Origin of the sequence: Lacticaseibacillus mingshuiensis, assembly GCF_016861785.1 — a bacterium.
Lineage (GTDB): Bacteria > Bacillota > Bacilli > Lactobacillales > Lactobacillaceae > Lacticaseibacillus > Lacticaseibacillus mingshuiensis.
Window position 1 is genome coordinate 70,218 of sequence record NZ_BOLS01000001.1, and the last position, 25,787, is coordinate 96,004.

Genomic DNA, 25,787 nt, shown 5'->3' on the forward strand with positions numbered 1-25,787 from the left:
CGCCAAGCACTCGGTGGCAAGGTGCGCCACCAAGTGCTTGGCGAGCCTATATGCACGACCATCCCGCGGGCCTCCACACCCTGCAACCCGTTCACTTGAATCCCAGTTGGTCAACGTGTATACTATACGTTGTATCAGTATGCACACGGCCAAATGAAGTCGCATTTCAAACGAGATGCGACTTTTTCTACGAGGCCGGGGACCATAAGGAGGTGACGTCATGGCGGCAATTCCAGAGACCAAGATCGATGAGGTGCGAAACGCTGTCAACATCGTCGATTATATCGGCCAATTCGTCAGCCTCCACAAGGCCGGACAAAATATGTTCGGCCTTTGCCCGTTTCAGGACGAAAAGACCCCATCGTTTTCGGTCAATGAAAGCAAGCAGATCTTTCACTGTTTTTCCTGCGGACGCGGCGGCAATGTCTTCAAGTTCGTGATGGAATACGACCACCTGGCATTTCCCCAGGCGGTCGCCAAAGTTGCGGATTATGCGGGCATCGAGCTGGGGGTGGACCTCGACGCGAATCGCCCAGTCGAAGATCCTGCCAAGGTGGCGCAAAAGGCGCTGCTCAAGCAGACGCAGGATTTTTATCACCACATTTTGGTCAATGCCGAAAGTGGCAGCGAGGCGCTTGCCTATTTGCACAAGCGCGGGCTCGAAGACGCGACGATCGAGCATTTCAACATCGGCTTTGCGCCGGTGGATGGGACGCTCCTTCGCAGTTTTGTCACCGCCCATGGCTTCGATTACGACCTTCAGCGCAAAAGCGGGATGTTCGCGGAGAACCAAGACGGCACGCTGCACGATCGCTTCATCGACCGCGTCATGTTTCCGCTCACCGACATCAATGGGGATGTGATCGGCTTTTCCGGTCGCATGCTGCACAAGCCGAGCAACGGGCGGACGATCGGTAAATATGTCAACAGTCCGGAAACGGACCTGTTTGCCAAGCGCGAGGTGCTGTTCAACCTCGGCCCGGCGAAAAATGATTTCAAACAATCCCCACCGATTCTGTTTGAAGGCTTCATGGATGTGATCGCGGCCTACCAAGCTGGCGTCACCACCGGCATCGCGTCGATGGGCACCAGCTTGACCGAAGAACAGGTCGGCATCATTGCGCATCAGTCGCGCGAAATGGTCCTGTGTTACGACGGCGATGAGCCTGGGCAACACGCGACTGGGCGCGCGCTTGAATTGATCGAGCGCCACTCGCGGCTGAAGGTCAGCGTGGTGGTCCTGCCGGATGGACAAGATCCGGATGAGTTCATCCAAAGCCGCGGCAAGGAAGCCTTTCAGCAACAGATGACCCAGACCATCACACCGCTGGGTTTTCGCCTGCATGCGCTGGCGACTGGCAAGCAGCTGACCACCGACCAGGAAAAATTGGATTATATCCATGACGCCCTGGCGCTGGTAGCCCGCGAGCCCGATCCCGTCGCGCAATCCGTTTACTTGAGCCAGGTGGCGAAACTCACTGGCGTCAATGAGGCGGATCTGAAGACCAGCATGCCCGCGTCGACTCCGGTCACGCCGGGCCTGCCGGCGACTGGCGATGAATTTGGTCCGGAGCCACCGGCCGATGAAGAAGATCCAGGACCAGGCGGCTTTGGGGGCTGGTCTGGCGGCTCGGGCGGCAACTTTGGGTCAAGCAGTTTTGGAAACGGCAACTTCGGGTCAAACGGGTCGGGGCACACGGCGCCTCAGGTGATGCGCCCGCATTACGACCGCTTTGAAAAGGCGGAGCGGCTCTTGCTGGTGCTGAGCTGGCGAGATCCTGAGATCGCGACGCGGCTGCACCAAACGGACTTTGTTTTTCCCGATGCGCCTTACCAGACGTTGTTTGATGCCTGGCTGAATTTTGCCCATGAAAATGAAGACGGCGCGATCGCCGGGTTCCTCGACCAGGTGCCGGAGGACTTGATGGCGACGGCCACGGATCTTGCGATGATGACGCCGCCGGAAAGTACCGACGAGGAAGTCGACGGGCTTATCGCACAGATCGGGGAAAAAAGTATCCGGGACCGGCTGGCGGCACTGAAGGTCGAAATGACCCAAGCCCAACAGCTCGGGGACAAGCAGACCTCGCTCACGCTTTCGCAGCAATACATCGAATTGATGCGCACGCTGAAGGCCCGGCCGAGTGTTTGATATTGATGAGACACGTGTTTTGAACCAAGGAGGATCATAATGGCTGAAAAGACGACGAACCAAGAAAACGACGAAACGCCAAAGAAAACGGTGAAGCAGACGACTGCCAAGAAGCCGGCAACCACCGCGACCAAGGATGCGGCGCCGGATAAAGCATATGAAGCGGCGCTGACCAAGCTGATCAGTGACCACAAGAAAGACAAAGAGATCACCAATGATGATCTGGTCGATCAGCTCGTCAAGCCATTTGAACTCAAGAGCGCAGCGGTCGACGCGATGATGCAAAAGCTCGACGACAACGGCATTTCTGTCGTTGATGAAAATGGCGATCCAACGGCTGGCGCCATCAAGACGCAAAAAAAGGTCTCCAAAAAGGAAATGTCCGACATGTCGGCGCCAAGTGGCGTAAAGATCAACGACCCAGTCCGGATGTACCTTAAGGAAATCGGCCGGGTCCAGCTTTTGACGGCCGATGAAGAAGTCGCGCTGGCGCTGAAGATCGAGCAAGGCGACCAAGAAGCCAAGCAACGTCTGGCTGAAGCCAACCTGCGTCTGGTCGTTTCCATTGCCAAGCGGTATGTCGGCCGCGGCATGCAGTTCCTGGATCTGATTCAGGAAGGGAACATGGGCCTGATGAAGGCGGTCGAAAAATTCGATTACCGCAAAGGCTTCAAGTTCTCCACCTATGCGACCTGGTGGATTCGCCAGGCGATCACCCGTGCCATCGCTGACCAGGCCCGTACCATTCGGATTCCGGTCCACATGGTCGAGACCATCAACAAGCTGATCCGCATTCAGCGTCAGCTGCTTCAAGACCTCGGCCGCGAACCAACGCCGGAAGAGATCGGTGCCGAAATGGATATGCCGACTGACAAGGTTCGCGAGATCCTGAAGATCGCGCAAGAGCCAGTTTCCCTCGAGACCCCGATCGGTGAAGAGGATGACAGTCACCTCGGCGATTTCATTGAAGACGACAACGCCACCTCGCCTGAAGATCACGCCAGCTACGAACTGCTGAAAGAGCAGCTCGAAAGCGTGCTGGACACCTTGACCGATCGCGAGGAAAACGTGCTCCGTCTGCGCTTCGGCCTGGATGACGGCCGCACCCGCACCCTCGAGGAAGTGGGCAAGGTCTTCGGCGTCACCCGCGAACGTATTCGCCAGATCGAAGCGAAGGCCTTGCGGAAGTTGCGCCACCCAAGTCGCTCCAAGCAATTGAAGGATTTCTTGGAATAAATTAGATCGATGAAGATCTCAGCTTGCGGGCTGGGATTTTTTTTGTGCGCTGAAACTTGTGTGATGGGGTGACAGTCAGGAGGCGGCGATGCTCGGGGGCCGGTGTATTTCGGGACCTTGCCGTGAATCGGTGCGGCGGCTTGGGCGGGGTGCTTGTCACAATTGTCGGTGTAAACACCGTTTGGTCGCTGTCATTATGGTGCTCGTAAATATTGATCTGACGGCGTTTCGACTTGCTTCTCTTGTAGAGGCGGAATGGCATTTGGGTTCCTCGACGCGAAAAGACCGTCAAATAGGCATTTCAGTTGTGTATTATTTGACCTCAGAGGCGCGCGAGAAGGTGCTGTTCGATGCAGATACGTCTTTTGGAGTGAACTTGAGCTTTAAATGCGTGTGAGACGCTCGCGTAAAAATTATTTTGGCTGGGCGTGGAAACAGGTGCATGTCGTCGGCGAATTGAAACTAGTGTGATGGGGTCACACCAGTTTCGTTGCACGCCCGGGTGCGCGCACATTGGTGTGATGACGTCACACGAGTTTGTCCCGATCCGCTGAGGGCCTGAGAGTCGCATACTCGGGGTACGTCGATTATCCTTTCTCGAAGCGACATCGCGATATCCGCATACCGAGAGTACGCGAAACGTCCTGAAACAGTTATTCGAAGTCGTGTGACGCCATCCCACAACTTCATATATGTACGCTGGGCGCGTGCGTTTATGGACTCACGGTCCGCGGATTCTGATGTTTTTGTCAAAGATCCCGATATTCGCGGACCGGGAGTCCATATGATTGATATTTCTTGAGGGAGCTGACTGCATACCGGTGTAATGGCGTCACACGAGTTGCACGACCGATCCGCATACCCCGAGTACGCCAATCAACATGGTTTGAGGCGGTATCGTAATATCCGCATACCGAGAGTACGCAAATATGGGATACGGCCCAAGGCGCATGCCCCCACGGTATTCTCTCGAAGTCGTGTGATGCCATCCCACAACTTCGTATCTGCTTGCTGGGGGCGTGCGACTGTGGACTCGTGGTCCGCGGATTCTGATGTTTTTGTCAACGATCCCGATATTCGCGGACCGGGAGTCCATCTGAATCAGTCGCCCAGCAAAAGGCTTTCATATTGGTGTGATGGCGTCCCACGAGTTCGCACGCCCGACCCGCACGCCCCGGTCCGCTAATCGAAATATTTTGCGGCGGCATCGCAATATCCGCATTCCGAGAGCACTCAAACATGGGGATTGCCCCAGGGTTATCTTTCGAAGTCGTGTGATGCTGTCACACAACTTCGTATCTGCTTACTGGGGTGTGCGACATGGACTCACGGTCCGCGGATATTGATGTTTTTGTCAAAGATCTTGATATTCGCGGACCCAGAGTCTATCTGCATCAAGATTGTCCCTGACAAACGGCCTTCATATTGGTGTGATGGCGTCCCACGAGTTTGTACGGGTACGATGAGGCGTCAGATTTACATACCCGGAGTACGGTCATCGACGTTTTGCGAGGGGGTATCGCAATATCCGCATACCGAGAGTACGCGAATATGAGACTGGTTCCGGAAGAAGCTTTCAAAGTGGTGTGATGCCATCCCACCACTTTGTATATGTATGCTGGTGGCGTGCGCCTGTGGACTCACGGTCCGCGGATTTCGTTCTTTTTGTCAAAGATCTCGATATTCGCGGACCCAGAGTCCACTGAACCTGAATCGTCTTACCAAACAGTCCTCACACTGGTGTGATGGCGTCACATAACTTCGTATTTGCATTTCCCGTATTGGCAACGGTGGAGTTGTAGGCCGCGAATTTTACCAATTTTGCCAAAGATATCGATATTTGCGGACCGGGAATCCGACTGATGCGAGATGGGCCGCACATTGGTGTGATGCCGTCACACGAGTTTATTCCGACACTACGAGAATCTGAGAGTCGCTTACCCTGAGTACGTCGATTGAAATTATTTGAGACGACATTGTTATATCCGCATACCGGGAGTAAGCGAACATGGATACCCCCGGAAAAAGTTTTCGAAGTTGTGTGACGCCATCACATGACTTTGTATAGGCATGCTGTGGGCGTGGTGGACTCATGGTCCGCGAATTTTACCCTTTTTGTTAAAGAACTCGATATTTGCGGACCGGGAGTCCAGCTGATCTGATGCGCGCCGCGAAAGGTTGATTTATTGGTGTGACGCCATCACACAAGTTTGGCCGCACGTCCCGACGATTTGAAATACGCATACCCTGGGTACGTCCATTGCTGTTTTCCGGGGCGAAAATGCACTATCTGCATACTGGGAGTCCGCACGCCCCATCCTTAGAATCAAAAATAATGTGACGGGGTGACAGCTCTTTTCACGAGCGCGGTGGACGCGTCATCGTTGCCCTTTTTAAATAGAAGAAAAAATCGAAAAATTTAGCATCTAAGTCGCTGAAAGCCATGTCCCATCGACGTTTGCGGGCCGCTCACTGTGACATTTTTCCGCCCAATTGCGGTGGTTTCCCGCCGATTTTTGCTATAATAAACGCAAACGACCACGAAGGAGCAACTATGAGCAACGTACATTTATCTAAACGGCTTCAAGCAATTGCCGATCTTGTCGACGGGCAGCGCATCGCCGATATTGGCACGGACCACGCGTACATTCCGATCGCGCTGGCGCAGGCGGGGCAGATCGATTTTGCGATCGCCAGCGATGTCGGTGAAGGTCCGGTCGCGATCGCCGAAGAGAATGTTCGCGAGGCTGGCTTGACCGACAAGATCGAGGTGCGGTTGGCGGATGGGCTGAGCGGCATTTCCGCTGAAGATGCGATCGACACACTGGTGATCGCGGGGATGGGTGGCCTTCTGATCTCACGTCTTTTGACGGAAGGAAAAAATCATCTGGATGGCACCGAAACATTGTTGCTCGCGCCAAATCGCGATGTACTTTTATTGCGGCAATATCTGGCGGCCAACGAGTTCGGCATTTTGGATGAAAAATTGGTGGAGGACGCCGGCCATGTGTATCCAGTGATCGTCGCCGGGCAAACGAAGCCAGAAGTGCCGTATTCACGCGCAGACTTATTGCTCGGGCCGGTATTGCGGCGCGACCGCAGCAGGCTTTTCCTCAAGGAGACGGAACTGGCGCGGCAAAAGACGATGCTGGTGATTCAGGCACTTCAAGAAGCCGCGACGCCTGACACCACCAAGCTGCAGGAAGAACAGGCAGATCTCGCGATCATCAAGGAGGTGTTGGCAGATGGTGACGGGCAAGACACTCATTGATCGATTTGAGCGGTTCGCGCCGAAATCGTTAGCGGTGCCGGGCGATCCGATCGGCATTCAGATTGGGGATGCGACGCGCCAGGTGCACACGATGCTGGTGACGCTGGATGTGCGGCCGGAAGTGGTCGAAGAGGCGACCCGGGTCAACGCGGACATGATCTTCGCGCATCATCCCGCGGTTTTTCGACCGGCGCATAATTTGAATTATGCCGACCCACAAAATCGCATGTACGGTGATCTCATGAAACATGATATTTTGGTTTACGCCGCGCACACGAACCTCGATCGCGTGGCCGGCGGGATGAACGACTGGCTGAGCGCGGCGCTGGGCCTCGATGAGGTGCAACCGTTCATCGAAAGCGGTGAAGAGGCGAACATGGGTCGCATCGGAACGCTGCCGGCGCCGGTGTCACTCGGGGATTTTGTCCAGCAGGTGAAGGACACGTTTGCCGTGCGCGGTTTGCGTGTGATTGCCCGAGATCTCGACCGGCCCGTTCAAAAAGTGGCGGTGCTAGGCGGCGACGGTGGCAAATTTTTCCGCGACGCCAAGCTGGCCGGGGCTGATGTTTATGTGACCGGGGATGTGTATTATCACACCGGGCACGACATGTTGGCGGCGGACATGGCGGTGATCGATCCGGGGCACCACATCGAATCGATCATGAAGGACAATGTGCGCGCGCTGTTCATCACATGGGCGCAGGCCGAAGACTGGCCGCTGCATGTGGTCGCGTCGCAACTGAACACCGATCCGTTCACGTTCATGTAATGTGGCAAAAAAATACGCCGACTCCCGATTTTTTTGGGGTGAGTCGGCGTATTCTATTATGTCTGGAAAAAAACTAAAGCGCGTCGTCCGTCTTGAAGTTCAGGGGACTCATGTCGGTCTCTTTTTGAACCAGTTCCATCGTGAATGCCTGCCACGCAGTTTTTGCGATCTCGGCATTTTCGGCAGTAGCTTTCGTGGCCAGGTCCGCCAGCGCCGCTTTATCCACGCCGCGACTGGCGACATCGGTCTTGTCGATATTTGCGCGCAGTTTTGCCTGGGTGCTCATCTGCACATTTTCGAGGTCATGGGCAAAAAGGCCGAAATGGGCGTCGAGCAAGACGCTTGCCAATTTGTATTGCCAATACGCCGAATCCATCGTCGCAGGGAGGCCGCCGCGCTGGTAGTCGGCCGGGGTGGTCGTGGTGCCGGCGAAAAATGGTACGAATTGGCTCTGCGCGGAAACGCCCATTGCGACCCAGTGCAGATCCGCGATCTCAAACGGCAGATTCTGCCGCATCTGAAGCACGTGGCTCTCCTGCGTGCGCGCCAAGCTGATCGGGCGGAAGCGGTGGGCCTGCGCGGAGTGGCGGTCGGCCGGATCGAATTCCGTTTCATTGAAATGACTCGCAAGCACGGCAAACGCGTCCTCGACAAACAGGGGCCGGTCCGGCTGAAGCGCAAACGGCAGATCGGAATCCAGCGGGGTGCTGGTGCGGCTTGGCGTCAGGCGGCGCTGGCCGTCCCAGACTCGCGGCGTGTTGTAGATGCGATCGAAGTTGCTGTCGGTGCCAAAGATCTGCCGAAAATTGAAACTGGTCCCGGGCGTCCAAAAATGGTGCTCGGCTGCAAAGTCAAACAGATCTGGTGAGAACAAAAAGTCTGGGCTATCCGGCCGCACTTTTTGAATCGCAAGCTGATTGGCGACCACCGCATAGCAATCGTCCGGAATGCGCTGGGCGACCCAGCGATGCCCCGTCGCAACTTCCATGTACCAGGCCTCATCGTGGTCGGCAAACAGAATCCCATTGGCTTCGCCCGTACCGTGCTCGGTCACAATTTTCCCCAGGCGCTCGACGCCTTCCTTGGCCGAATGGATGAATGGCAAAACCACCGTCACCATGGCCTCTTCGATGATGCCGTCTTCAACAAACGGGTCATACCCAAGCACGCGCGCGTTGGCGTACGCACTTTCGGTGGCGCTCATGCTGACACCGGCCGCATTGATGCCGGCTTCTTCGAATAGCCCATATTGATCGGTCCATTCGGGAGTGGCGGTGTATTTGAGTGCATGCGCCGGCAGGGTCAGGGAAAAACCATTTGCCTTTGACTTGAACAGTGGGGCGTCCGCCGCATCCGTGGCGGGATGGACCACCACGTGTTTTGGCCAGGCCGCGCGCGAATCCTCGTTGCGACCGATCATAACGCTGCCGTCTGCGCTGGCTTCTTTGCCGATCAAAATACTGGTACATGATGTGCGAGTCTGCATGTGACTGCCTCCATTTGTTTACGCACGATGAACACATTGCTATCGTCTGCGGAATTATCTCCTATTATACAAAATATTTACCGGGAAGGGTGGCATTTCCTGCAAGGGCGTGTATTCTGGAAAAGATGACGCGTGCGGGCGCTATTTGGCGCGCAAACGGCTGTCTACATTTTATAAACAACGGTGACGAACATGGCAAAAATCACAGCCTATCATTATCATGACACATTAGAAAAGATCGGGGTCGCTGCGGCCAGCGGCTTGATCACGGCGATCGCGCTGAATTTCTTTTTGACGCCGGCCAAAGTCTTTCAATCCGGTGCAACTGGGATCGCCCAATTGCTCTCCTTATTTTTGCAAGGCCAAGGCATCGCGCATACCGACCTCACTGGCTGGTTCAATTTACTCTTGAACATCCCGCTGGCGATCTTGGGCTGGAAAACACTGGGCAAAAGTTTTACCGCCTTCAGTTTTTTAAATAGCGTGCTGATCTCGGCGCTGGCGATCATCCTGCCGGTTCACGCACTGTCGGGCAACCCCTTGATGAATGCGATCTTTGGCGGGGTCCTCACCGGTGCCGGCGTCGGCATCGCGCTGCGTTACGGCTTTTCCACGGGCGGCATGGACATTCTCTCCATGTATCTCTCCAAGCACACGCGCCGAACGATCGGCGTCTTGATGTTCGTCATCAACTTTGGCATCATCATGGTCGCCGGGTTTGGCATCGGCTGGGAAAGCGCGCTGTACACGATCATTTCGATCTACTGCATGACTCGCGTGGTCGACACGATTCACACGTCCAATCAAAAAGTCACCGCAATGATCGTCACCACCGATCCGGACGGGGTCATTGCGGCCATCACGGAGAAAATGGTGCGCGGCATCACCGCATTGCCGAGTCGCGGCGGCTTTTTGGGCAAGCCAAACACAACGCTGATGATCGTGATCACGCGCTACGAACTTTACGATCTGACGCAGGCGACATTGGGCGTGGACAAGGGCGCGTTCATCGATATTCTCAACACGGTCGACGTTGCCGGCGAGTTCCTGACGTCCGACCAGCAGACCATCAAGCGCGCGCTGGGGCTGAAGCCGTCCTTCAACAAAGAACAGCACAACGCGGGCCAGCTGCCGCACGAGTAAATCTCTGTGTTTGTAGGGTGGTGAAAACGCCCGGGTGGGCTCCGGCCAGAAATCGGCTGGCGACCGTAGTAGAGCGGACAAGTGACTTTAAGCCCGCAAAATGCGCGGTCTTAAAGCTCACTTTCGGCGTAAGCGGCACAGCCGCTAACGCCGACGAGGGGGCTGAGCCGTTTCTGGCCGGATCCCACCCTCATATCCAGCAATGATTGTATTGAGTTCGTAAAGTAGCGTGGCCCGTTGTTGTGCTGATAGATGTGGTAGGCAGGTTTTACTGGCAGGCACGGTCTTGTGCGAGTACTCGTGATGCTGTGTCGCTGGGTTGGAGTTAGGTCGTGCTTGTCGGTCATTGTTAAGAGCCAATTTGTCAACAACTGATTCGGCCGTGGGCTAATTGTAATTTGATTGTATCGGCCAGCTCTGTTTCGACATGATGATGTCCTTCTCATGGCGACGCCCACCAATCGTAAATTGATCCGATACAAATGTGGTACCCGGTCCGTCGAACACCCCGATTCAAGCTTCGATCAACTGCCAATTCAGTAGAAAAGTTAAGTGGGCAAGAAGACTCTGACTGCACCGAAGCTTCCATAAGAAATGGCAATGCCACGACAGGAGGGTTTGCTCCGGCCAGGAATGGCTCAGCCCCCTCGTCGTTGTTAGCGGCTGTGCCGCTTACAACGAAAGTGAGCTTTGAGACCGCGCTTTTTGCGGGCTCAAAGTCACTTGGGTGCTCTACTACGGTCGCCAGCCAATTCCTGGCCGGCGCAAACCCGGCAGGCACACCGTGCGTGATTCAGTTGTCCTTTTCTATCGAGTTTCGAGTTCGGGTCGCCTTTTCTTGCCCCAACTTTTCTAGTATAATCAAGGCAGTTGATCGAAGATTGAAGGAGGGGACAGTTATGCCACTGGTCCATATTGATCTGATCGAAGGGCGCAGCCGCGAACAACTGCGGCAAATGTGCCTCGACGTCACCGAGGCGATCGCCAAGAATACCGGCGCGCCGAAAGAACATATCCACATCGTCCTGAACGAAATGGCAAAAGAACATTACGCAGTCGGTGGGGTCCTCAAAGCCGACGAATGATCGCAAGGAGGCGTGCCATGGCAGACAAAGTTGAACAACCAGCCAGTAGCCCGGAAGAGCAGGCCTATTTTGACCAAATGCGCAACAAGTTGGTCAAGGCGCTGGAGACCGTGATCGATCCCGAGCTGGGCATCGACCTCATCAACCTCGGGCTGATCTATGGCGTTGACTTGGACGAAAATGGCCACTGCGATGTTGAAATGACGCTCACCACAATGGGCTGTCCGCTGACCGATGTGCTGGATGATGAGATTCACCGTGCGTTGATGGCGGTGCCCGGCATCAAGAGTGTCGACATCCATTTGGTCTGGTACCCGCAGTGGGGGCCGGAGCGGCTGAGCCGATACGCAAAGATGGCGCTGGGTATTCATTAAAGACCGCCGCAAGTGGGCGGTCTTTTTATTTGAAGGGGGCGGCGAATGACTTACTGGGAAAAATTAACAGCGTTAGCCGCGCCTTATCCAGCCCTGAGGCCGCAACTGACGGCGATGGCCGCGGTGCGTGAGGCGCTGGCTGAACCGCGCTTGCCCGAAAACGCGTTGCCGCCTCTTGGCCTGGCCCCGGACCTATTTGCCGACTTGCTTGCTGCCCACCCGGATGCGTATGGGCAGCTGGTGGCGGTGGATCACCTGCTCCGGAATTTTCGCCGGGCCTGCGCCTTTGAGTATGGCATGTGGGCGTTTGTGCATGAGGCCTTGTTCACGCAATGGCAGGCGCTGTTCGGGCCGCTTCGGTATCTGGAATTGGCGGCGGGCAATGGTTATGTCTCGGCGGGGCTGGCGGCGCAGGGCAATCGGGTGATCGCCACGGATTCGTTTGCTTGGAAACAGGAAAGTGAAACGGGCCGGACGCCGCTTTTGCCCCTCGAGGCGTTGCCCGCGGCGGCTGCGTTGCATCGGTACGGTGATCAAGTTGATGCGGTGGTGATGGCCTGGAGCCCCGATCGCGATCCCAATGACGTGCATGTGCTGCAGGTGTTGCGGGCCTATTTTCCCCACTTGAAGTTCTTTGTGATCGGCGAGCGCTTTGGGGCCACCGATAGCCGCCTGTTTTGGCAATTGGCGGAATTTGTGCCGGATAAACGCCTGCTTGCGTTGAACCGGGCGTTGGGCCGCTTTGATGCGGTGAATGAACGAATTTATTTGATGCGCTAAGGAGGACCAGATGAAACGCTTTTTCGTGATCGATCTCTTGTGGGTCGTGATGATCGTTCTTGCCGGCTGGACATGGTCTTGGCATGATCAAAATGAATATGCGGATCGCTTGGCCCATTTTGGCTTGAGCGAGGACGGCCAGGTCTTCAAGACGGATTCGGCCGAAACGCTGCAAGCCGTTGCAGAAAAATTGACGCAAAGCGATGTGCAAAATGTGCAGGTCCAGTTTCAAGACGGCAAGCGCATTTACGTTTGGGGCAATACCAGCAATCTGCCACTTCAAGATGGCCAGTGGTTCACCCAGGCGGATCTGACCTCGGCGCTGCCGGTCGCGGTGGTCGGCCAAAATCAGACCGCCACGCTGGTGCAGGGCAATAATCAGCAATACCTCAAGCAGGCCGGCCGCTTTATTCCGGTGATCGGCACGGTGGGGACGCATGGCAACAATGCGCTGAATGACGTCACCTTTTTCAATGCCAGCGCGACTGATGAGGCGGCCCCGCGGCTCAATGCGGTGACGATCATCGCGGATGGCAGCGGGCTGGCCAAGGCAAAAACAAAGCTCCAGGCGATTTTTTCTGCCACGTCCGACCGCAATTATTCCTATCAGCTGACCGCTGGCAACAGCTGGTGGGCGGATAACGGGCCGACGATCTTACGGTGCGCCGGCATTGGCGTGCTGGCCGTGATCATCGCCGGCTTGACGATCTGGCTCATGGTGCCGTCGTCGCTGTTGGGCATGGACCGCCAGCTGCACGCCCAACTGCGCCGCGGGCTGTGGACGCAAACGGTGACGCACACGCTTTTTGCCACCGTGATCGGCGTGACGATCGACTGGTGGTGGCTCTACCTGACCAATCGCGTCCGCCTGGTGATTTTCGCCGCCGGACTCTGGCTGGGCTATCTCTTGATCGTGCGGGCCGGTGTGTCGCTGCGCTACCGCAAAGGAGGGACGTTTGATGACATTTCCTGATGGCTTTGAGGAAAAATACCGCGCGCTGCTTGGCACGGAAGCGGACGCTTTTTTTGCCAGCTTCGCGCATCCGGCGCAAAGTGGCTTTCGGGTCTCGCCATTGCGGCCGCCGCTTGCGATGAATGAACACGGGCCGGCGATTCCCTGGAGTCCAACCGGCGAATACGGGAAGGTCGATGGCAATGGCATCGATCATGTCAGTGGCTATGTGTACAGCCAGGAACCCAGCGCGCAATTCGTCGCGGCCGTCTGTGCGGCCACGCCAGGCCAGCGGGTGCTGGATCTCTGCGCGGCGCCGGGCGGTAAGACCACGCAACTGGCCGGCCAGCTTCAAGGCGAAGGCCTGCTGGTCGCAAATGAGATCAACGCCGGCCGGGCCAAGATCTTGGCCAGCAACCTGGAGCGCTTTGGCGTACAAAATGCGGTGGTGACAAACAACGCCCCGGCCGAATTGGCAGCAGAACTGCCAGCAAGCTTTGACCTGATCCTGGTGGATGCGCCTTGTTCCGGGGAAGGCATGTTTCGCAAGGACCCCGATGCCATGCAATATTGGTCGCCGGACCTTGTGGCGCAGTGCGCGACCCGCCAGCGCGAGATCGTCGCCGAGGCGGTGAAAATGTTGCGCCCGGGTGGCACGTTGGTTTATTCCACCTGCACCTTTGCGCCGGAAGAGGATGAGCAGCTCGCCGTCTGGGCGGTTCAGACGTTGCCATTGACCCTGCAGCCCATCGCAAAAGTCGGCGGGATTCAAGACGGCCGGCCAGCTTTTGCAGGCGGCGATGACGCGGTGTTGGAAACGGCGCGCTTGTGGCCACACGAACTCGCTGGGGAAGGCCATTTTGTCGCAAAATTCATCAAAGATGGCGACGAACCGGCCCAACCAGGGAAGCGAATGGGGGCCAGCAAGTTGACCGCCCCGCAGCAGCAGGATCTGCGCGCCGGCCTCACTGCCTTGACAGATGCGACTTGGCCGCAAAGCCGGCTGGTGCTTCGCCGCGACCAATTGTTTGCGATGCCGGAAGCGGCGCCGCAATTGGCCGGGTTGCATGTCGTGCGTCCGGGACTTCATTTGGGCACGTTCAAGACGCACCGTTTTGAACCGAGCCATAGTTTGGCAACGGCCTTGCCCCCCGCGAGTTTTCATCAGGTGATCGAGGTCGCCGCTGCGGATTACGCGCGCTATCGCCATGGGGAGACCCTGACGGTGCCGACAAGTGGCCGGGGCTGGGTGCTTTTGACGCATCAAGGCAAAGGGTTTGCGCTGGGTAAACAGGTCGATCACGTGATCAAAAATGCGTATCCGAAGGGGCTGCGCGTGTAGGTGTGCATGGGCGGTCGGCTGACGCGCCAATTATTCGCCACGCAAAAAGGCGAGCTGGGACATTTTTTGTCTCGGCTCGCCTATTAATGTGCAGTCAATTCGATTCAGATCGTGAGCCCGCGCGCCTCGGCGTAGTGGGTCAGCGCGGGGCCAAGCACGATCGGCACCTGGCGCAATGCGGTGAGATCCCGGGCGCCCAGCATCGCCATGAGCAGGGCGAGTTGGTCTTGCCAGGCCTGAAGATGCGCAATGGCGGCGTCTTCGCCTTCCTGAACCAGCCAGTGGAGCACCTGCCCAGCGATGCCGACCGCACTGGCGCCGAGCCGCAGCGCCTTGAGAATATCCAGCGGGGACCGCACGCCCCCGGTGGCGAGCACGGTGAGCCCGTCAACGGCCGTGGCCTCCAGCAGCGATTCGCAGGTGGTCTGACCAAAGTCCTGCAGATACGCGAAGTCGCGGGCCGGCCGCCGCAGATTTTCAACTTGGGCAAAATTGGTCCCACCGCGTCCGCCGATGTCGACGTAGCGGACACCAAGCGCCTGCAATTTCGCGAGGCCTTCGCGGGTCATGCCAAAGCCGACTTCCTTGGCGATGACTGGCACGGGACTGACGGCCACGATCGCCGCGAGTTGCGCCGCCCAGTGAAAATCGCGTTCGCCCTCAGGCATCACCGTTTCCTGGACGGCATTGAGATGGACTTCCAGCGCGTTGGCCTGCAGCATCGACACTGCGGCGGTGGCGGCATCGACTCCATGACTGGCGCCGATGTTGGCCAGCAGGAAGCCGTCCGGGTCACTTTCGCGCAAGGTCGTGAAGGTCGATGCCAGCGCCGGTTCCGCCAATGCGACGGTTTGGGAGCCGCTGGCCAGCGCCAGGCCGGTGGCGCGCGCGATGCGGCCGAGCTTCGCGTTCAGTTGCCCAGTCTGCGCCGAGCCGCCGGTCATCGCGTTGATGAAAAATGGCCAGCGCCAGCCAAACAGGTCCGGCTTGACTTCAACTTCTGCCACCGCCGTTTCTGGCAGGGGATCATGGCAGAAGCGAATCTGGTCAAATCCCGCCGTCGCCGTTTGCTGGAAAGTTTTTTCCGCGAGAAAGACATGTTCGTCCTTGCGGTGTGAGCGTTCAGATTGCATCGCTTGCCTCCTTGAGAATGCGGGCAGCTGGCCCTGGCCCCGTGGTCAACAGGCGGCCGGCAAAGGGCTCAGCCAGCGCGGCCACGACCGCGTCGACATAAGGCGCAAGGGTCAAGATCTTGACGTTTGGGCCGGCGTCCATCGTCGCATATGCCGGCACGCCACCTGCTCGCAGCGCCTGCACTTTTTGCCAGGCGACCAGGGTCTCCGGCTCAAAATAGGTGAAAGGCGGCTCGCTGGCCATGATCGCGGCGTGCATCTGCATGCTGCTGGCCTCGGTCAGCGCGCCGACTTGGGCAAAGTCGTTGGCGGCCAAGGCGCGGACCATTTTTTCCGCAGCGGCCTCATTGTGCTCGACCCAGGCCGGAAAATACGGGCTGGTGGCGATGGTCGCAGTCATCATTTGGCGGGAGCTGATCGCCTTGCGCCCCTGATCGACCAGCACTACGATCATTTTCAGCGGCAGGGTGGTCGCCGGCAGGGGTTCGGCAAAAGAGGTCGCGTCATCGCTGCCACGGTGCCAGATCGCCAGGCCGCCGAAAATGGAGCGTGACGCCGACCCTGACCCCCGGCGCGCCAGCCGCGACAGGTCCGTCGGCGAAAGTGCCAGCCCGGCGGCACTGCTTGCGGCCATGGCCAAGGCGGCAAAGGCCGAGGCGGAACTGGCCAACCCGGCGGCGGTCGGGACGTGGTTGAGTGAGCGGACATGGGCATGAGCAGTTGTCCCGCTTTGGGCGCGGACGAGATCCAAAAACGCGCTGATCTTGCCGGCTGGTCGCACCTCGCCGTTCAGTGAAAACGTGTCTGCGGCAAGGGCGGCATCGAATTCGACGGTCGTGTCGGTGTACAGGTCAGCCAGGGTCAATGAGACCGAGCTGGTGTAAGGCAAGATCAGCTTTGCGTCCCGTTTGCCCCAGTATTTGATCAGGGCGATATTGGTGTGGGCGCGAGCCGTTACGGCGTGGGTCATGACGGGTCCTCACTTTCTACAAGGTCGTATTGCCAGGTGGTGGTCGCCCCGGCTGCTTCAAGCGCGCGGCGAATCGCGCCGGCCTCGGCAGGCGCTTTGGCTAAGGCGATCATGCAGCCGCCTTGCCCGCTACCCGTGAGCTTGGCGCCGAGCGCCCCGGCACTGAGCGCGGCCGCCACCAGTTTGTCGAGGGCGGGGGAGCTGACGCCGAGCTGCCGCAGTGCGTTTTGGCTGATCATCAGCTGCCGGCCAAGCAGGGGCAGGTCATCTTGGGCAAGCGCAAGTGCCGCCTGGCTCGTCGCCTGGCCGATCGCCTCGATCAGCGGTTGATACCGCGCCGGGTCCTGGGTCAATTTGGCGGCGACACTGGCGACGGCCGTCTTGGTTTGGCCGGGCACACCGGTATCGGCGATCACCAGGCTCCCTGTTGTGGGAAAATCGATCGGCGTTGGCGCCTGGCCGCGCACGAACCATTGCGGGGCCGTGGCGCTGGCTGTGGCGGCGTCCAGCCCGCTGGGATTGCCGTGGATGATGCGTTCGGAGACATTGGCCCAGTTGAGCAGGCGATCGTGGGGCAGCGAGGCATCAAAGGCCTGATACACGGCGCGGATAATGGCGACCGCGGTGGCTGCGGACGAGCCCATGCCGCGTTCGGGCGGAAGCATACTGCTGATGGCGAGGTCAAAGCCTTGCGCCGGCGCCTCAAAAAAGGTCAACAGGCGCCTGATCAACGTCGCGATGCCCGCAAATGGCGTCTGGGCGGCGTCGGTTAAACTCCCTTGATAAAAGATCGAGGCGATCTGCTGGCGGCCGTCCGTCCGGGGGGTCAGGGTCGCGGTGACCGTCAACGAGCGAATCGGCAGGGCGATCGCGGGTTGTTGATAGACCACCGCGTGTTCGCCGATCAATATGATTTTTGCATACGAGATACCTTGGCTTTTTTTCATCAGAAGCTCCTTATTGTCGCTTTAAATGATACCCCAAAGGCCGCGTAGACTCTAGCAAGTTATGCTACACTTAAACCAAACTCAACCTACTGCGGCGCTCTTCTTGGACAGCCGACGCGCGCGCAGCGAGGCCGAAACGAGGGTGGCAAAATGACGGAACCAAGCGCCTTACAATTGATCATTGGCACGGCGGCCGCGGATCATGAACGGGCGATCGCCGATGATGTGGCCAACGTGCTGGCGGCGCATCCCCATGCACGCATTTTTTACCTGGTGCCAAACCATGTGAAATACGAGGCGGAGATTGCGCTGCTAAAACGCCTGCGTGGAAACAACACCGGGGTCTTTGCCTCCGATGCGGTGCAGACGCTGTCGTTCACGCGCCTGGGGTGGTTTTTCCTCAAGGACAGTCCGGCGTATCGCCAGCCCCGGCTGGATGCGACCGCAAACACGATGATCGTGGCCGACATTTTGGCCAGCCACAAGCAGGAACTGCAGGTCTACCCCAGTGAGATCAGCAAGCCCGGCTTTGTCGCGCAGCTCGCGCAGCAATTAGGCGAGCTGCAAATGGGCCGGATCACCGCCGACGTGCTCACAGCGGTCGAAGCCGGCGTCGACACGCAGCATCAGGCGAAAATTCATGACCTTGCGCTGCTGCTTCGCGCTTACGAACAGCAAACGGCGACCTACACGACCAATGCAGGGCTTTTGAACGTGTTGATCGCGGATCTGCGCGAACGTGATCTGTCGCAGACCTATTTTTACCTGGATCATTTTAATGAGTTGGCGGCAAGCGAATTGCAGTTGGTGCAGACGCTGATTGCCCGGGCGGCCAAGGTGACCGTGGCGCTGACAATGGCGGATGGCCAGTTGACGCCTGCCCAGCAGAGCCTGTTTCGGCCGGCGCTGACGCTGCGCCGGCGCCTGGTTGCGGGGCTACCGGACGGAAAGGGAGTCGCCACCACTGTTGCGCCACTGCGCGATGATCTGAGCGCCGGGATTCGGCAGCTGGATCAGTTTTGGCAGGCCCCGGGGCAACGCGCCACCCAGCCGGCTCATGACAACATTCAGGTGGTCAAGGCGACGGATGCCTATCAGGAGCTGCGAACCGTCGCGCGCAAGATTCAGCAGGCGGTGCATGCGGGCAAACGTTACCGGGACTTTTTGATCATCGCCCGGCGGCTGGCCCCGTACCGTGATATCATTGCGCCGATCATGCAGGATTATCAGATTCCTTATTTTGCCGACCGCGAGCACCCGATGACCGACCATCCCCTGGTCGCGCTGATCGACAGTGTTTGTGACCTCTTTTTGAATGGCTTTCAGTATCAGGATGTGATGCGCTTTTTGCGGACGGAACTTGTGCGCCCAGCCGACTTGCCTTTGGCGGATTATCGCGAAGCGGTCGACATCACGGACAATCACTTGCTGCGCACGGGCATCAGCGGCCGGCGCGCCTGGTTTGACGACAAGGCCTGGCGCTATTTCAACCGCCCCCCGAAGGACGAAGATGAGGCGGCGGAGCAGGCAGATCCTGAGGCGGAAAAAACGGCGCAGCTCGAGGCCATCCATCAGCATCTGCGCACCGTGCTGACGCCGCTGGCCGACTTGTTGAAGCAGCCCGAGCTGACCGGGCTTCAGCTGGCCCAGGGGCTGATGAATTGGCTCGTGGGCGTTGGCGTCACGGAGCGTCTGGCAGAATGGGCCAGTGCAGCCGAAACACGCCTGGATCCGGCGGCGGCTGCGGCGGGGCAACAAGCCTGGCAGACCTTCACCGGCATCGTGGATGCGTATGCGGCGATCGCCCAGACCTCAGCTGATGTGGCGGCGCTGACGGCAAGCAGCGATGCAATCGGCGAGACTGGCGCTGCGGCTGGGGGTGCGTCTGGCAAGGCAACGGCGCTTTTGGCCAGTTTTCAAACGCTGCTTGACGCTGGCTTCAGTGGCGCCAGTTTCACCCAGATTCCGGCGACGCTTGACCAGGTGACGATCTCCGAGACCGCCCTGGCCCGGCGCGCCAAATTCGACACGGTCTTCGTGATCGGCGCCACGGATGCGGCCATGCCAGAGGTGCCAAGCGACACCGCGGTGCTTAACGCCGCCGATCGCCAGGCCCTGCAGCAGGGACTGGATGCGCTGCAGGCCAGTGATGCGGAGAATACCCAGTTGCAGGCTGTCTTTTTGCCTGAGACCGGGGCCAGCAAAGCCCTTGGCGATCCATTCATCAACTATGTGGCGGAAATGGCGGCGACCCGCAACTTGATCATGTCCTACCCGACTAACGGGGAAGAGGCCAACAACGCCTCGCCTTATCTGCTGCAACTGGCGGCCAGCCAAGGCATCGATGTGAAACAGGGACTGCCAGTTTGGGGTGAGCTCACACCAGCCACCGACGTCGCAGAGGCGGCGGGGACCGCGCGCAGTTTGCTCAGCGACTGGGTCGTGATCGCGCGGCAGGCCCCGCATGCGATTCCACGCGCCTGGGAAACGGCGTACCATGAGATCGCCGCCTGGCTGGCCCAGGCTGGCACGCAGCAGACGGCGGATCTGCCTGTTTCTCTGCCGGGACAGTTGCGGGAGGCGATCGCGTATCAAAACGCGGTCCAGAATCTCCGTCCGGAAACGGCGCGGGCCCTTTATTCCACCGAACTGAGCGCCTCGATCTCGCAGCTTCAATCGTTTTACAGCAATCCGTATGAATACTTTTTGACCTATGGCTTGCGGCTTCAGGAGCGGCCCGAGTTTGAATTGACGCCGGCGGATTACGGCAGTTTTTACCATGCCGTCATGGATGGCGTGATGAAGGCACTGGCGGATAAAAAAATGCTGCTGACGCTTGATGACGCTGCGCTGAAACAGGCGATCGCGGTGCAGATCACCCAGATCATTCAGGATTTTCCCGTGTATCGCATTTTCACCGACGAGGGCTTCACAAACAGCCGGCACATGGCTTATTTGAAGGCGCACATCGCCGACATGCTGTTGCGTGAATTCAAGGTCATTCAATTCCAGCTGGCCAGCTCCGGCTTCACCAATTGGAACACGGAGATTTTGTTTGCGCCTCGAGGCCGGCAGCCGCTGTTGCCGCCGGTCACGTTGACCACGGAAAAAGGCCGGCGCGTCGCCGTGCGGGGCAAGATCGATCGGCTCGACACGAAAGTCTTTGATGATGGCACCGGCGCGGCCCGTTATTTGGTGCTGGATTACAAGAGTTCGACCCACGATTTCACGCCTTATGAAGCCTATTACGGGTTGAATCTGCAGCTGTTGACCTATCTGGATGCTGTCGAATCGGCGGTGGCCAAGGGCAAATTGCCGGCGCTGGCTGATAGCCGACCCGGCGGCGCCTTTTACCTGATGTTCGACCAGCCGCTGATCAAATACGCGGATCTCAAGGACCTTGCGCCGCTTAGCGAGCAGGCCCAGCGCCAGACGCAATTGCTTGAGGCCGCAGCCCCGCAGACGCAAAAGCAATACCGCTTGAAAGGCTTTGTGGTCCTGCCCGATGAGATCGCCGATCAAGACGATGCGCTGGCCAGCTACCTCAGCAATTTTGCCGATGATCTCGTGCCTGGCAGTGCCTCGCTGGTGGTGCCGCTTGCGCTCAATCAAAACAAGACGATCAAGGGAGCCACGGCCAAGGACGGGTCGCGTGGGGCAACGATCCACACATTTTTCACCCAGCGCGAGCTCGCTCGCTGGATTCAGCACGACCGTAAGCTGATCACCGAGGCCGCCGACAACATCCTGGATGGCGTCATCACGCTGGCGCCGTTGGACATCAACGGCTCAGGCGCCCGGTTCATCGCGCGCAGCCCGTATCAAGCGGTGATGCGCTTTGATGCTGCGACAGGGGCGGATCATTACAACACCCAGCCGGCGAAAAATACGGTGCAGATTCTCGAGTTACTGAAGCAAGAAAGCGCTGGAAAGGACGGCGACGACGATGGCCAATAATATTTCACCAGAAAAGATTCCCGCAATCTTGCATGGCACGTTCAAACCCGGGGACCCGCAGCACCGGCATGATGTGCTCGTCTCCGCATCGGCTGGCAGTGGGAAAACGTTTGTGCTTGTGCAGCGTATTTTGCGGCAGCTGATCGATGGGGCGGAGCTGGACCGCATGTTGATCGTGACGTTCACCAAGGCCGCCGCGGCTGAAATGCGCACGCGTATTGAAAAAGAGCTGAAGGCCACGCTGCGGGCGTCGGATGACGCCGCCCGGGCTGGCAAGGTCGTGCCGGAAACAAAGACCCAGGTCGGCCTGCCGCTGACCGAGGCGCAAAAGGCGCACATCCAGGCGCAGATCGACAAAATGACCAGCAGCTGGATCATGACCATCGACGCTTTTTCACAGCGCGTGGTGCAAAGCTACTATTATGTGATCGGGCTGGACCCGAGTTTTCGCATCCTCAGCGACGAGACTGAAGAGGCAATGCTCAAGCAGCGTGTTTGGGAACAGACCCGCGACCATTTTTATGAAGCAGATGGCGTTGCGGCGCATCCGTTCGCGGCGCTTGAGGCGAATTTTTACAGCAAGGGGGACGCGGGGCGCGATGGGCTCGGCGGTATCGTCGATCAGCTTCTGACGTTTGCGATGAGTACCCAGCAGCCGACCAACTGGCTGGCGCATCTTGCGGATGGCTACCAACCGGAAAGAGTCGCGGCGCAATTTCATAACGAGCTGTGGCCTGCGATTCACGAGACACTGACCGGTGCAGTGGCCAAGCTCAATGTGTTGCGCACGGAACTGGAAGACGCCTTTGCCGACCGCAAGCCGACCGACACGATGAAGGCCGCGGTGGAAGGAATCCAGCGCTTTGCGGGGATGGTCGCGGAACTGCCGGATCAGCCGGATTACGCGACGGTGTGGACGGCGCTGCATCCTACCGAGACGTATTTTCCAACTTGGCCCTATGGCACGAAAAAAGATGAGGCGCGCCGGGATCTGCTTGCTGGGCAAAAAGCGCGGCGCGACGCGATCACGGCGGAGTTGAACACGATCACGGATGGCCCACTTCAATTGGCGCCGGCCGACCGCGAGTACGTGGCCGGGCCTGCCGCCGCGCTGATGACCACCCTGGCGGACGTTGCGTTGTGGTACGCCGATGCCTTGCTTAAAGAAAAAGAGCGTCAGCATCTTGCCGGCTTCGGGGACATCGAACAATATGCGCTGCAGATCTTGACGGTCAGTGACACGGTCGCGCAAAATTACCAGGCGCAATTTGACATCGTCATGATCGATGAATATCAGGATACGAATGGCCTGCAGGAGGCGCTCCTCAGCCGAGTGGCGGCCCAGGCGCCGGGCAATCGGTTCATGGTCGGCGATGTGAAGCAGAGTATTTATGGCTTCCGGCTGGCGGACCCGAGCCTCTTTATGACCAAGTACCAGACCTATCCCAAACTGGCCGCGGATCAGCCCGCGGCCAATGAGCTGATCTTACTGCCAAGCAATTTTCGCTCGACCAATAACGTGCTGACCTTCATCAACATGCTGTTTGCCCAGATCATGGATCAGGAAGTCGGCGAGCTGGATTACGATCAGGACGCCGAGCTGAAATTCGGGAGCAGTGACTCGCTGCCGTCCGATCTGGCAGGGGATGCCCAGGCGAAGGCCACGTTGCTCTTGGTTGCTCAAGAGGCGCCGGCCGAGGATGACCCCAACGCTTCGGCGAATGCGGGTTCCGATGACGCCGCCAGTCCCGAGACTACCGGCGAGGAGACGGCGGATGAGAACGGCGAAGATGCGGCCGCCATCGCCAAGGACCAGGCAGAGGCGCAGGCGGTGATCGCGAAGATCCTGACGATCGTTCACAACCCGGATTATCAACTGTATGACCGCGTGGATGACCCAGCCGCAGACCTGACGGCGCAGAATTGGCCGCATCGGGATGTTGACTACAAAGACATCGCCATTTTGGCCTCGACGCGTGGCAACAACATCACGCTGCAAAGCGAATTTGCGAAGGCCGGCGTCCCAATTCTGATTCCGGATGCGAAGAACTATTTCAAGACGACGGAACTGATGGTGATGCTGTCGCTTTTGCGCATCATCGACAACCCGAAACAGGACATCCCCCTGGCGGCCGTGTTGCGCTCGCCACTTGTGGCACTGTCGGCTGATGAAATGGCGACGATTCGCTTGGCGGCCAAGGCCCGCCCATACTACTACGACGCGCTCGCCGTTTTCCAGGCGGATCCGGCCACGAAGGAAACGCCGCTGGGGCAAAAACTGGCCCGGTTCTTTGCGCTATTGGCGGATCTCCGCGATTATGCGCGGGAACATGCGCTGGTCGATTTGATCTGGCATATTTATTCACTGACCGGCTTCCTCGATTATGTCGGGGGCATGCCGGGCGGTAATCAGCGCCAGGTCAATCTCCGCGCCCTGGCCAGCCGCGCCGCCGCTTATGAGGCAAACGGATTCAAGGGCTTGTTCGCGTTTGTCCGGTTCATTGAGCAGATGCAGAAAAAGGACAAAGACCTCGACACCCCGGTCAGCCTGGCAGATGGCGAAGACGCGGTGCGCCTGATGACCATTCACGGGTCAAAGGGGCTGGAATTTCCGATCGTCTTTTTGCTGGATGCCGACCACGGTTTCAACATGCGCGACACCATGGCCCCAATCATCGCGACGAAAGATGCCGTCGGATTGAAATTCAACGACCCTGCGACCCAGATCACCTTTACCACCCCGCAATATGCGCAGGCCGCCGAAGCCAAACGCAAGCAGCTGTTGGCTGAGGAAATGCGCAAGCTCTACGTCGCGTTGACGCGGGCGGGCCAGCGCCTGTTCATCGTCGCGATGGGGAAGAAGGAAAAATTGTTGCCAAAATGGCGAGCTGCGGCAGCGGCCAGTGAGGAGATCTTGCTGCCGAGCCTGCAGCGCGGCACGGCCAAAAACTTTATGGATTGGATCGGCCCGGCCTTGGCGCGGTGCGCGGACAGTGAGGATGACGCCAAAACGCTGCCGGCGTTGACCCCGTATTTTCCAGCGGCCGGTTTCACCATTGAAGAAGTCCTACCAAAGCAGAGTCAAGCCGGCACGACCGGCGATGAAACAGAGGTCGTAGATGAGGCCGCACCGATGCCGGGGCTCACGGACTGGCTGAATTTCCGCTATCCGTTTGCGCAGATGACGACCACGTCAGGCTTCCGCAGCGTGACGGAGATCAAGCGTGCGGTCGAGGATCCGGACCTGGAAGAAGCCGCAGCCGCCAGTGGCATCCTCACCTTGGAAAAGCGGGCGCCGGCTGAGGCCACAGCGCCGACCGTCAAGCGGTGGACCGCGGACGATTTCCATCTGCCCGCGTTCATGGCGGCGGAAGACCAGACCCGCGTCTCCGCCACAGATGTCGGTACCGCCACGCATTTGGTCCTGCAGCGTCTCGATCTGAAAAAGGCGGTCGATGAGCCGGCGATTCGTGCCTTCATTCATCAGCTGGTTCAAGACGGCCTCTTGACCGCCCCGGTTGCTCAGCGCATCCGTGTCGCTCAGCTGGCAGCCTTTTTCCAGACCGCCTTGGGCCAACAGCTCCAAGCCGCCGCCCATGTCGAACGCGAAGCCGCCTTTTCCATGCTGCTCCCGGCCAGCCGCATCGCCGGCAGCCGAGTCGAAGACGACCAGGCCGACGTATTGGTGCACGGCATCATCGACGGTTATTTCGAGGAAAATGGCGCGCTGACCCTGTTCGATTACAAAACGGACCGCATCGGCGACTCCGTGGCACCGATTCTGGCACGCTACCGCGGTCAGCTGAACAGCTACGCCGAAGCCCTCAACGCCATGCACCCAACCGGCCCCAAAGTGGCGCACGCCTGGCTGATCCTCCTGAACCAAAACGGCGAAGCCCACGACGTCCTGGCCGCAAACTAAATAATTGCTAAATCAAAAGAGCCGCAACCCCCGAGCGCAGTTTATCAACTACAATGGAGGCTGGCGGTTCTTTTGCTTACGGGGGATAGAGAGATGTAAGTGGACAGCCGATGTCGTACGTTTTGATGCAACAGAATCTGTGTCTATATAAATATCAGTGAGGCAGCACCAAATCTTCGCGGCCAATTCGCCTGAGAAAAATCAACGTGTGATGTGAGGGTGGGCTCCGGCCGAAAATCGCTCAGCCCCCTCGTCGTTGTTAGCGGCT

At 58.4% G+C, this 25,787-nt stretch carries 16 protein-coding genes; 12 read left to right on the forward strand and 4 right to left on the reverse strand.

Annotated features, from left to right (window positions below):
- Positions 1-220 precede the first annotated feature (220 nt).
- The 4 genes from dnaG (at position 221) to JUE67_RS00420 (ending at position 7,428) form a co-directional block, all read left to right on the forward strand.
- Positions 221-2,152, forward strand: coding sequence for a DNA primase (gene dnaG, locus JUE67_RS00405; protein WP_203625649.1), 1,932 nt, complete (start codon positions 221-223; stop codon positions 2,150-2,152).
- A 39-nt stretch (positions 2,153-2,191) separates the two neighbouring features.
- Complete coding sequence (rpoD, locus tag JUE67_RS00410) at positions 2,192-3,388, forward strand: RNA polymerase sigma factor RpoD (RefSeq protein WP_203625651.1); 1,197 nt, start codon at positions 2,192-2,194, stop codon at positions 3,386-3,388.
- A 2,554-nt stretch (positions 3,389-5,942) separates the two neighbouring features.
- Positions 5,943-6,659, forward strand: coding sequence for a tRNA (adenine(22)-N(1))-methyltransferase (locus JUE67_RS00415; RefSeq protein ID WP_203625653.1), 717 nt, complete (start codon positions 5,943-5,945; stop codon positions 6,657-6,659).
- Positions 6,634-7,428, forward strand: coding sequence for a Nif3-like dinuclear metal center hexameric protein (locus JUE67_RS00420; protein ID WP_203625661.1), 795 nt, complete (start codon positions 6,634-6,636; stop codon positions 7,426-7,428). The genes JUE67_RS00415 and JUE67_RS00420 overlap by 26 nt, the downstream gene beginning before the upstream one ends.
- 73 nt (positions 7,429-7,501) lie before the next feature.
- Here JUE67_RS00420 and JUE67_RS00425 read toward each other — a convergent pair whose 3' ends face one another.
- The gene (locus JUE67_RS00425; protein ID WP_203625668.1) at positions 7,502-8,914 is read right to left on the reverse strand and encodes a C69 family dipeptidase; all 1,413 of its coding nucleotides are present in this window, start codon (positions 8,912-8,914) and stop codon (positions 7,502-7,504) included.
- Positions 8,915-9,106: 192 nt separating this feature from the next.
- Between JUE67_RS00425 and JUE67_RS00430 the strand changes: the two genes are divergently transcribed.
- The 6 genes from JUE67_RS00430 to JUE67_RS00455 all read left to right on the forward strand — a co-directional run bounded on the left by JUE67_RS00430 (position 9,107) and on the right by JUE67_RS00455 (position 14,590).
- Positions 9,107-10,057 (forward strand): YitT family protein, encoded by a 951-nt coding sequence (locus JUE67_RS00430; protein ID WP_203625670.1) that lies wholly within the window; start codon positions 9,107-9,109, stop codon positions 10,055-10,057.
- Between the two features lie 899 nt (positions 10,058-10,956).
- Positions 10,957-11,142 (forward strand): 2-hydroxymuconate tautomerase, encoded by a 186-nt coding sequence (thmT, locus tag JUE67_RS00435; RefSeq protein WP_203625672.1) that lies wholly within the window; start codon positions 10,957-10,959, stop codon positions 11,140-11,142.
- Between the two features lie 17 nt (positions 11,143-11,159).
- On the forward strand, positions 11,160-11,516 hold the full coding sequence (locus tag JUE67_RS00440) for a metal-sulfur cluster assembly factor (RefSeq protein ID WP_125696443.1): 357 nt from the start codon (positions 11,160-11,162) through the stop codon (positions 11,514-11,516).
- A gap of 45 nt (positions 11,517-11,561) precedes the next feature.
- A complete protein-coding gene (locus tag JUE67_RS00445; protein ID WP_203625676.1) occupies positions 11,562-12,296 on the forward strand; it encodes an SAM-dependent methyltransferase in 735 nt (244 codons plus the stop codon).
- Between the two features lie 10 nt (positions 12,297-12,306).
- On the forward strand, positions 12,307-13,269 hold the full coding sequence (locus JUE67_RS00450) for a hypothetical protein (RefSeq protein WP_203625678.1): 963 nt from the start codon (positions 12,307-12,309) through the stop codon (positions 13,267-13,269).
- A complete protein-coding gene (locus JUE67_RS00455; RefSeq protein ID WP_203625680.1) occupies positions 13,256-14,590 on the forward strand; it encodes an RsmF rRNA methyltransferase first C-terminal domain-containing protein in 1,335 nt (444 codons plus the stop codon). The genes JUE67_RS00450 and JUE67_RS00455 overlap by 14 nt, the downstream gene beginning before the upstream one ends.
- A 104-nt stretch (positions 14,591-14,694) precedes the next feature.
- On the opposite strand, the gene fni is transcribed toward JUE67_RS00455, so the two are convergent.
- The 3 genes from fni to mvk are packed head-to-tail and all read right to left on the reverse strand — an operon-like array spanning position 14,695 to position 17,640.
- Positions 14,695-15,723: a type 2 isopentenyl-diphosphate Delta-isomerase gene (gene fni / locus JUE67_RS00460; protein ID WP_203625682.1), complete on the reverse strand. Its 1,029-nt coding sequence runs from the start codon at positions 15,721-15,723 to the stop codon at positions 14,695-14,697.
- Positions 15,713-16,693 (reverse strand): diphosphomevalonate decarboxylase, encoded by a 981-nt coding sequence (gene mvaD, locus JUE67_RS00465; RefSeq protein WP_203625684.1) that lies wholly within the window; start codon positions 16,691-16,693, stop codon positions 15,713-15,715. The genes fni and mvaD overlap by 11 nt, the downstream gene beginning before the upstream one ends.
- Positions 16,690-17,640: a mevalonate kinase gene (mvk, locus tag JUE67_RS00470; protein WP_203625686.1), complete on the reverse strand. Its 951-nt coding sequence runs from the start codon at positions 17,638-17,640 to the stop codon at positions 16,690-16,692. The genes mvaD and mvk overlap by 4 nt, the downstream gene beginning before the upstream one ends.
- Positions 17,641-17,790: 150 nt before the next feature.
- Between mvk and JUE67_RS00475 the strand changes: the two genes are divergently transcribed.
- Together JUE67_RS00475 and addA are read left to right on the forward strand one after the other, a co-directional pair.
- A complete protein-coding gene (locus JUE67_RS00475) occupies positions 17,791-21,597 on the forward strand; it encodes a PD-(D/E)XK nuclease family protein (protein ID WP_203625688.1) in 3,807 nt (1,268 codons plus the stop codon).
- The gene (addA, locus tag JUE67_RS00480; RefSeq protein ID WP_203636919.1) at positions 21,587-25,519 is read left to right on the forward strand and encodes a helicase-exonuclease AddAB subunit AddA; all 3,933 of its coding nucleotides are present in this window, start codon (positions 21,587-21,589) and stop codon (positions 25,517-25,519) included. The genes JUE67_RS00475 and addA overlap by 11 nt, the downstream gene beginning before the upstream one ends.
- Positions 25,520-25,787 lie beyond the last annotated feature (268 nt).

What these genes read in the sequence shown, in the direction of transcription:
- mvaD (WP_203625684.1), bottom strand. Translation starts at nt 16,693, where the DNA reads ATGACCCACGCCGTAACGGCTCGCGCCCACACCAATATCGCCCTGATC.
- JUE67_RS00455 (WP_203625680.1), top strand. Translation starts at nt 13,256, where the DNA reads ATGACATTTCCTGATGGCTTTGAGGAAAAATACCGCGCGCTGCTTGGC.
- thmT (WP_203625672.1), top strand. Translation starts at nt 10,957, where the DNA reads ATGCCACTGGTCCATATTGATCTGATCGAAGGGCGCAGCCGCGAACAA.
- JUE67_RS00475 (WP_203625688.1), top strand. Translation starts at nt 17,791, where the DNA reads ATGACGGAACCAAGCGCCTTACAATTGATCATTGGCACGGCGGCCGCG.
- JUE67_RS00425 (WP_203625668.1), bottom strand. Translation starts at nt 8,914, where the DNA reads ATGCAGACTCGCACATCATGTACCAGTATTTTGATCGGCAAAGAAGCC.
- dnaG (WP_203625649.1), top strand. Translation starts at nt 221, where the DNA reads ATGGCGGCAATTCCAGAGACCAAGATCGATGAGGTGCGAAACGCTGTC.
- mvk (WP_203625686.1), bottom strand. Translation starts at nt 17,640, where the DNA reads ATGAAAAAAAGCCAAGGTATCTCGTATGCAAAAATCATATTGATCGGC.
- JUE67_RS00450 (WP_203625678.1), top strand. Translation starts at nt 12,307, where the DNA reads ATGAAACGCTTTTTCGTGATCGATCTCTTGTGGGTCGTGATGATCGTT.
- JUE67_RS00415 (WP_203625653.1), top strand. Translation starts at nt 5,943, where the DNA reads ATGAGCAACGTACATTTATCTAAACGGCTTCAAGCAATTGCCGATCTT.
- JUE67_RS00445 (WP_203625676.1), top strand. Translation starts at nt 11,562, where the DNA reads ATGACTTACTGGGAAAAATTAACAGCGTTAGCCGCGCCTTATCCAGCC.
- JUE67_RS00430 (WP_203625670.1), top strand. Translation starts at nt 9,107, where the DNA reads ATGGCAAAAATCACAGCCTATCATTATCATGACACATTAGAAAAGATC.
- rpoD (WP_203625651.1), top strand. Translation starts at nt 2,192, where the DNA reads ATGGCTGAAAAGACGACGAACCAAGAAAACGACGAAACGCCAAAGAAA.
- addA (WP_203636919.1), top strand. Translation starts at nt 21,587, where the DNA reads ATGGCCAATAATATTTCACCAGAAAAGATTCCCGCAATCTTGCATGGC.
- fni (WP_203625682.1), bottom strand. Translation starts at nt 15,723, where the DNA reads ATGCAATCTGAACGCTCACACCGCAAGGACGAACATGTCTTTCTCGCG.
- JUE67_RS00440 (WP_125696443.1), top strand. Translation starts at nt 11,160, where the DNA reads ATGGCAGACAAAGTTGAACAACCAGCCAGTAGCCCGGAAGAGCAGGCC.
- JUE67_RS00420 (WP_203625661.1), top strand. Translation starts at nt 6,634, where the DNA reads ATGGTGACGGGCAAGACACTCATTGATCGATTTGAGCGGTTCGCGCCG.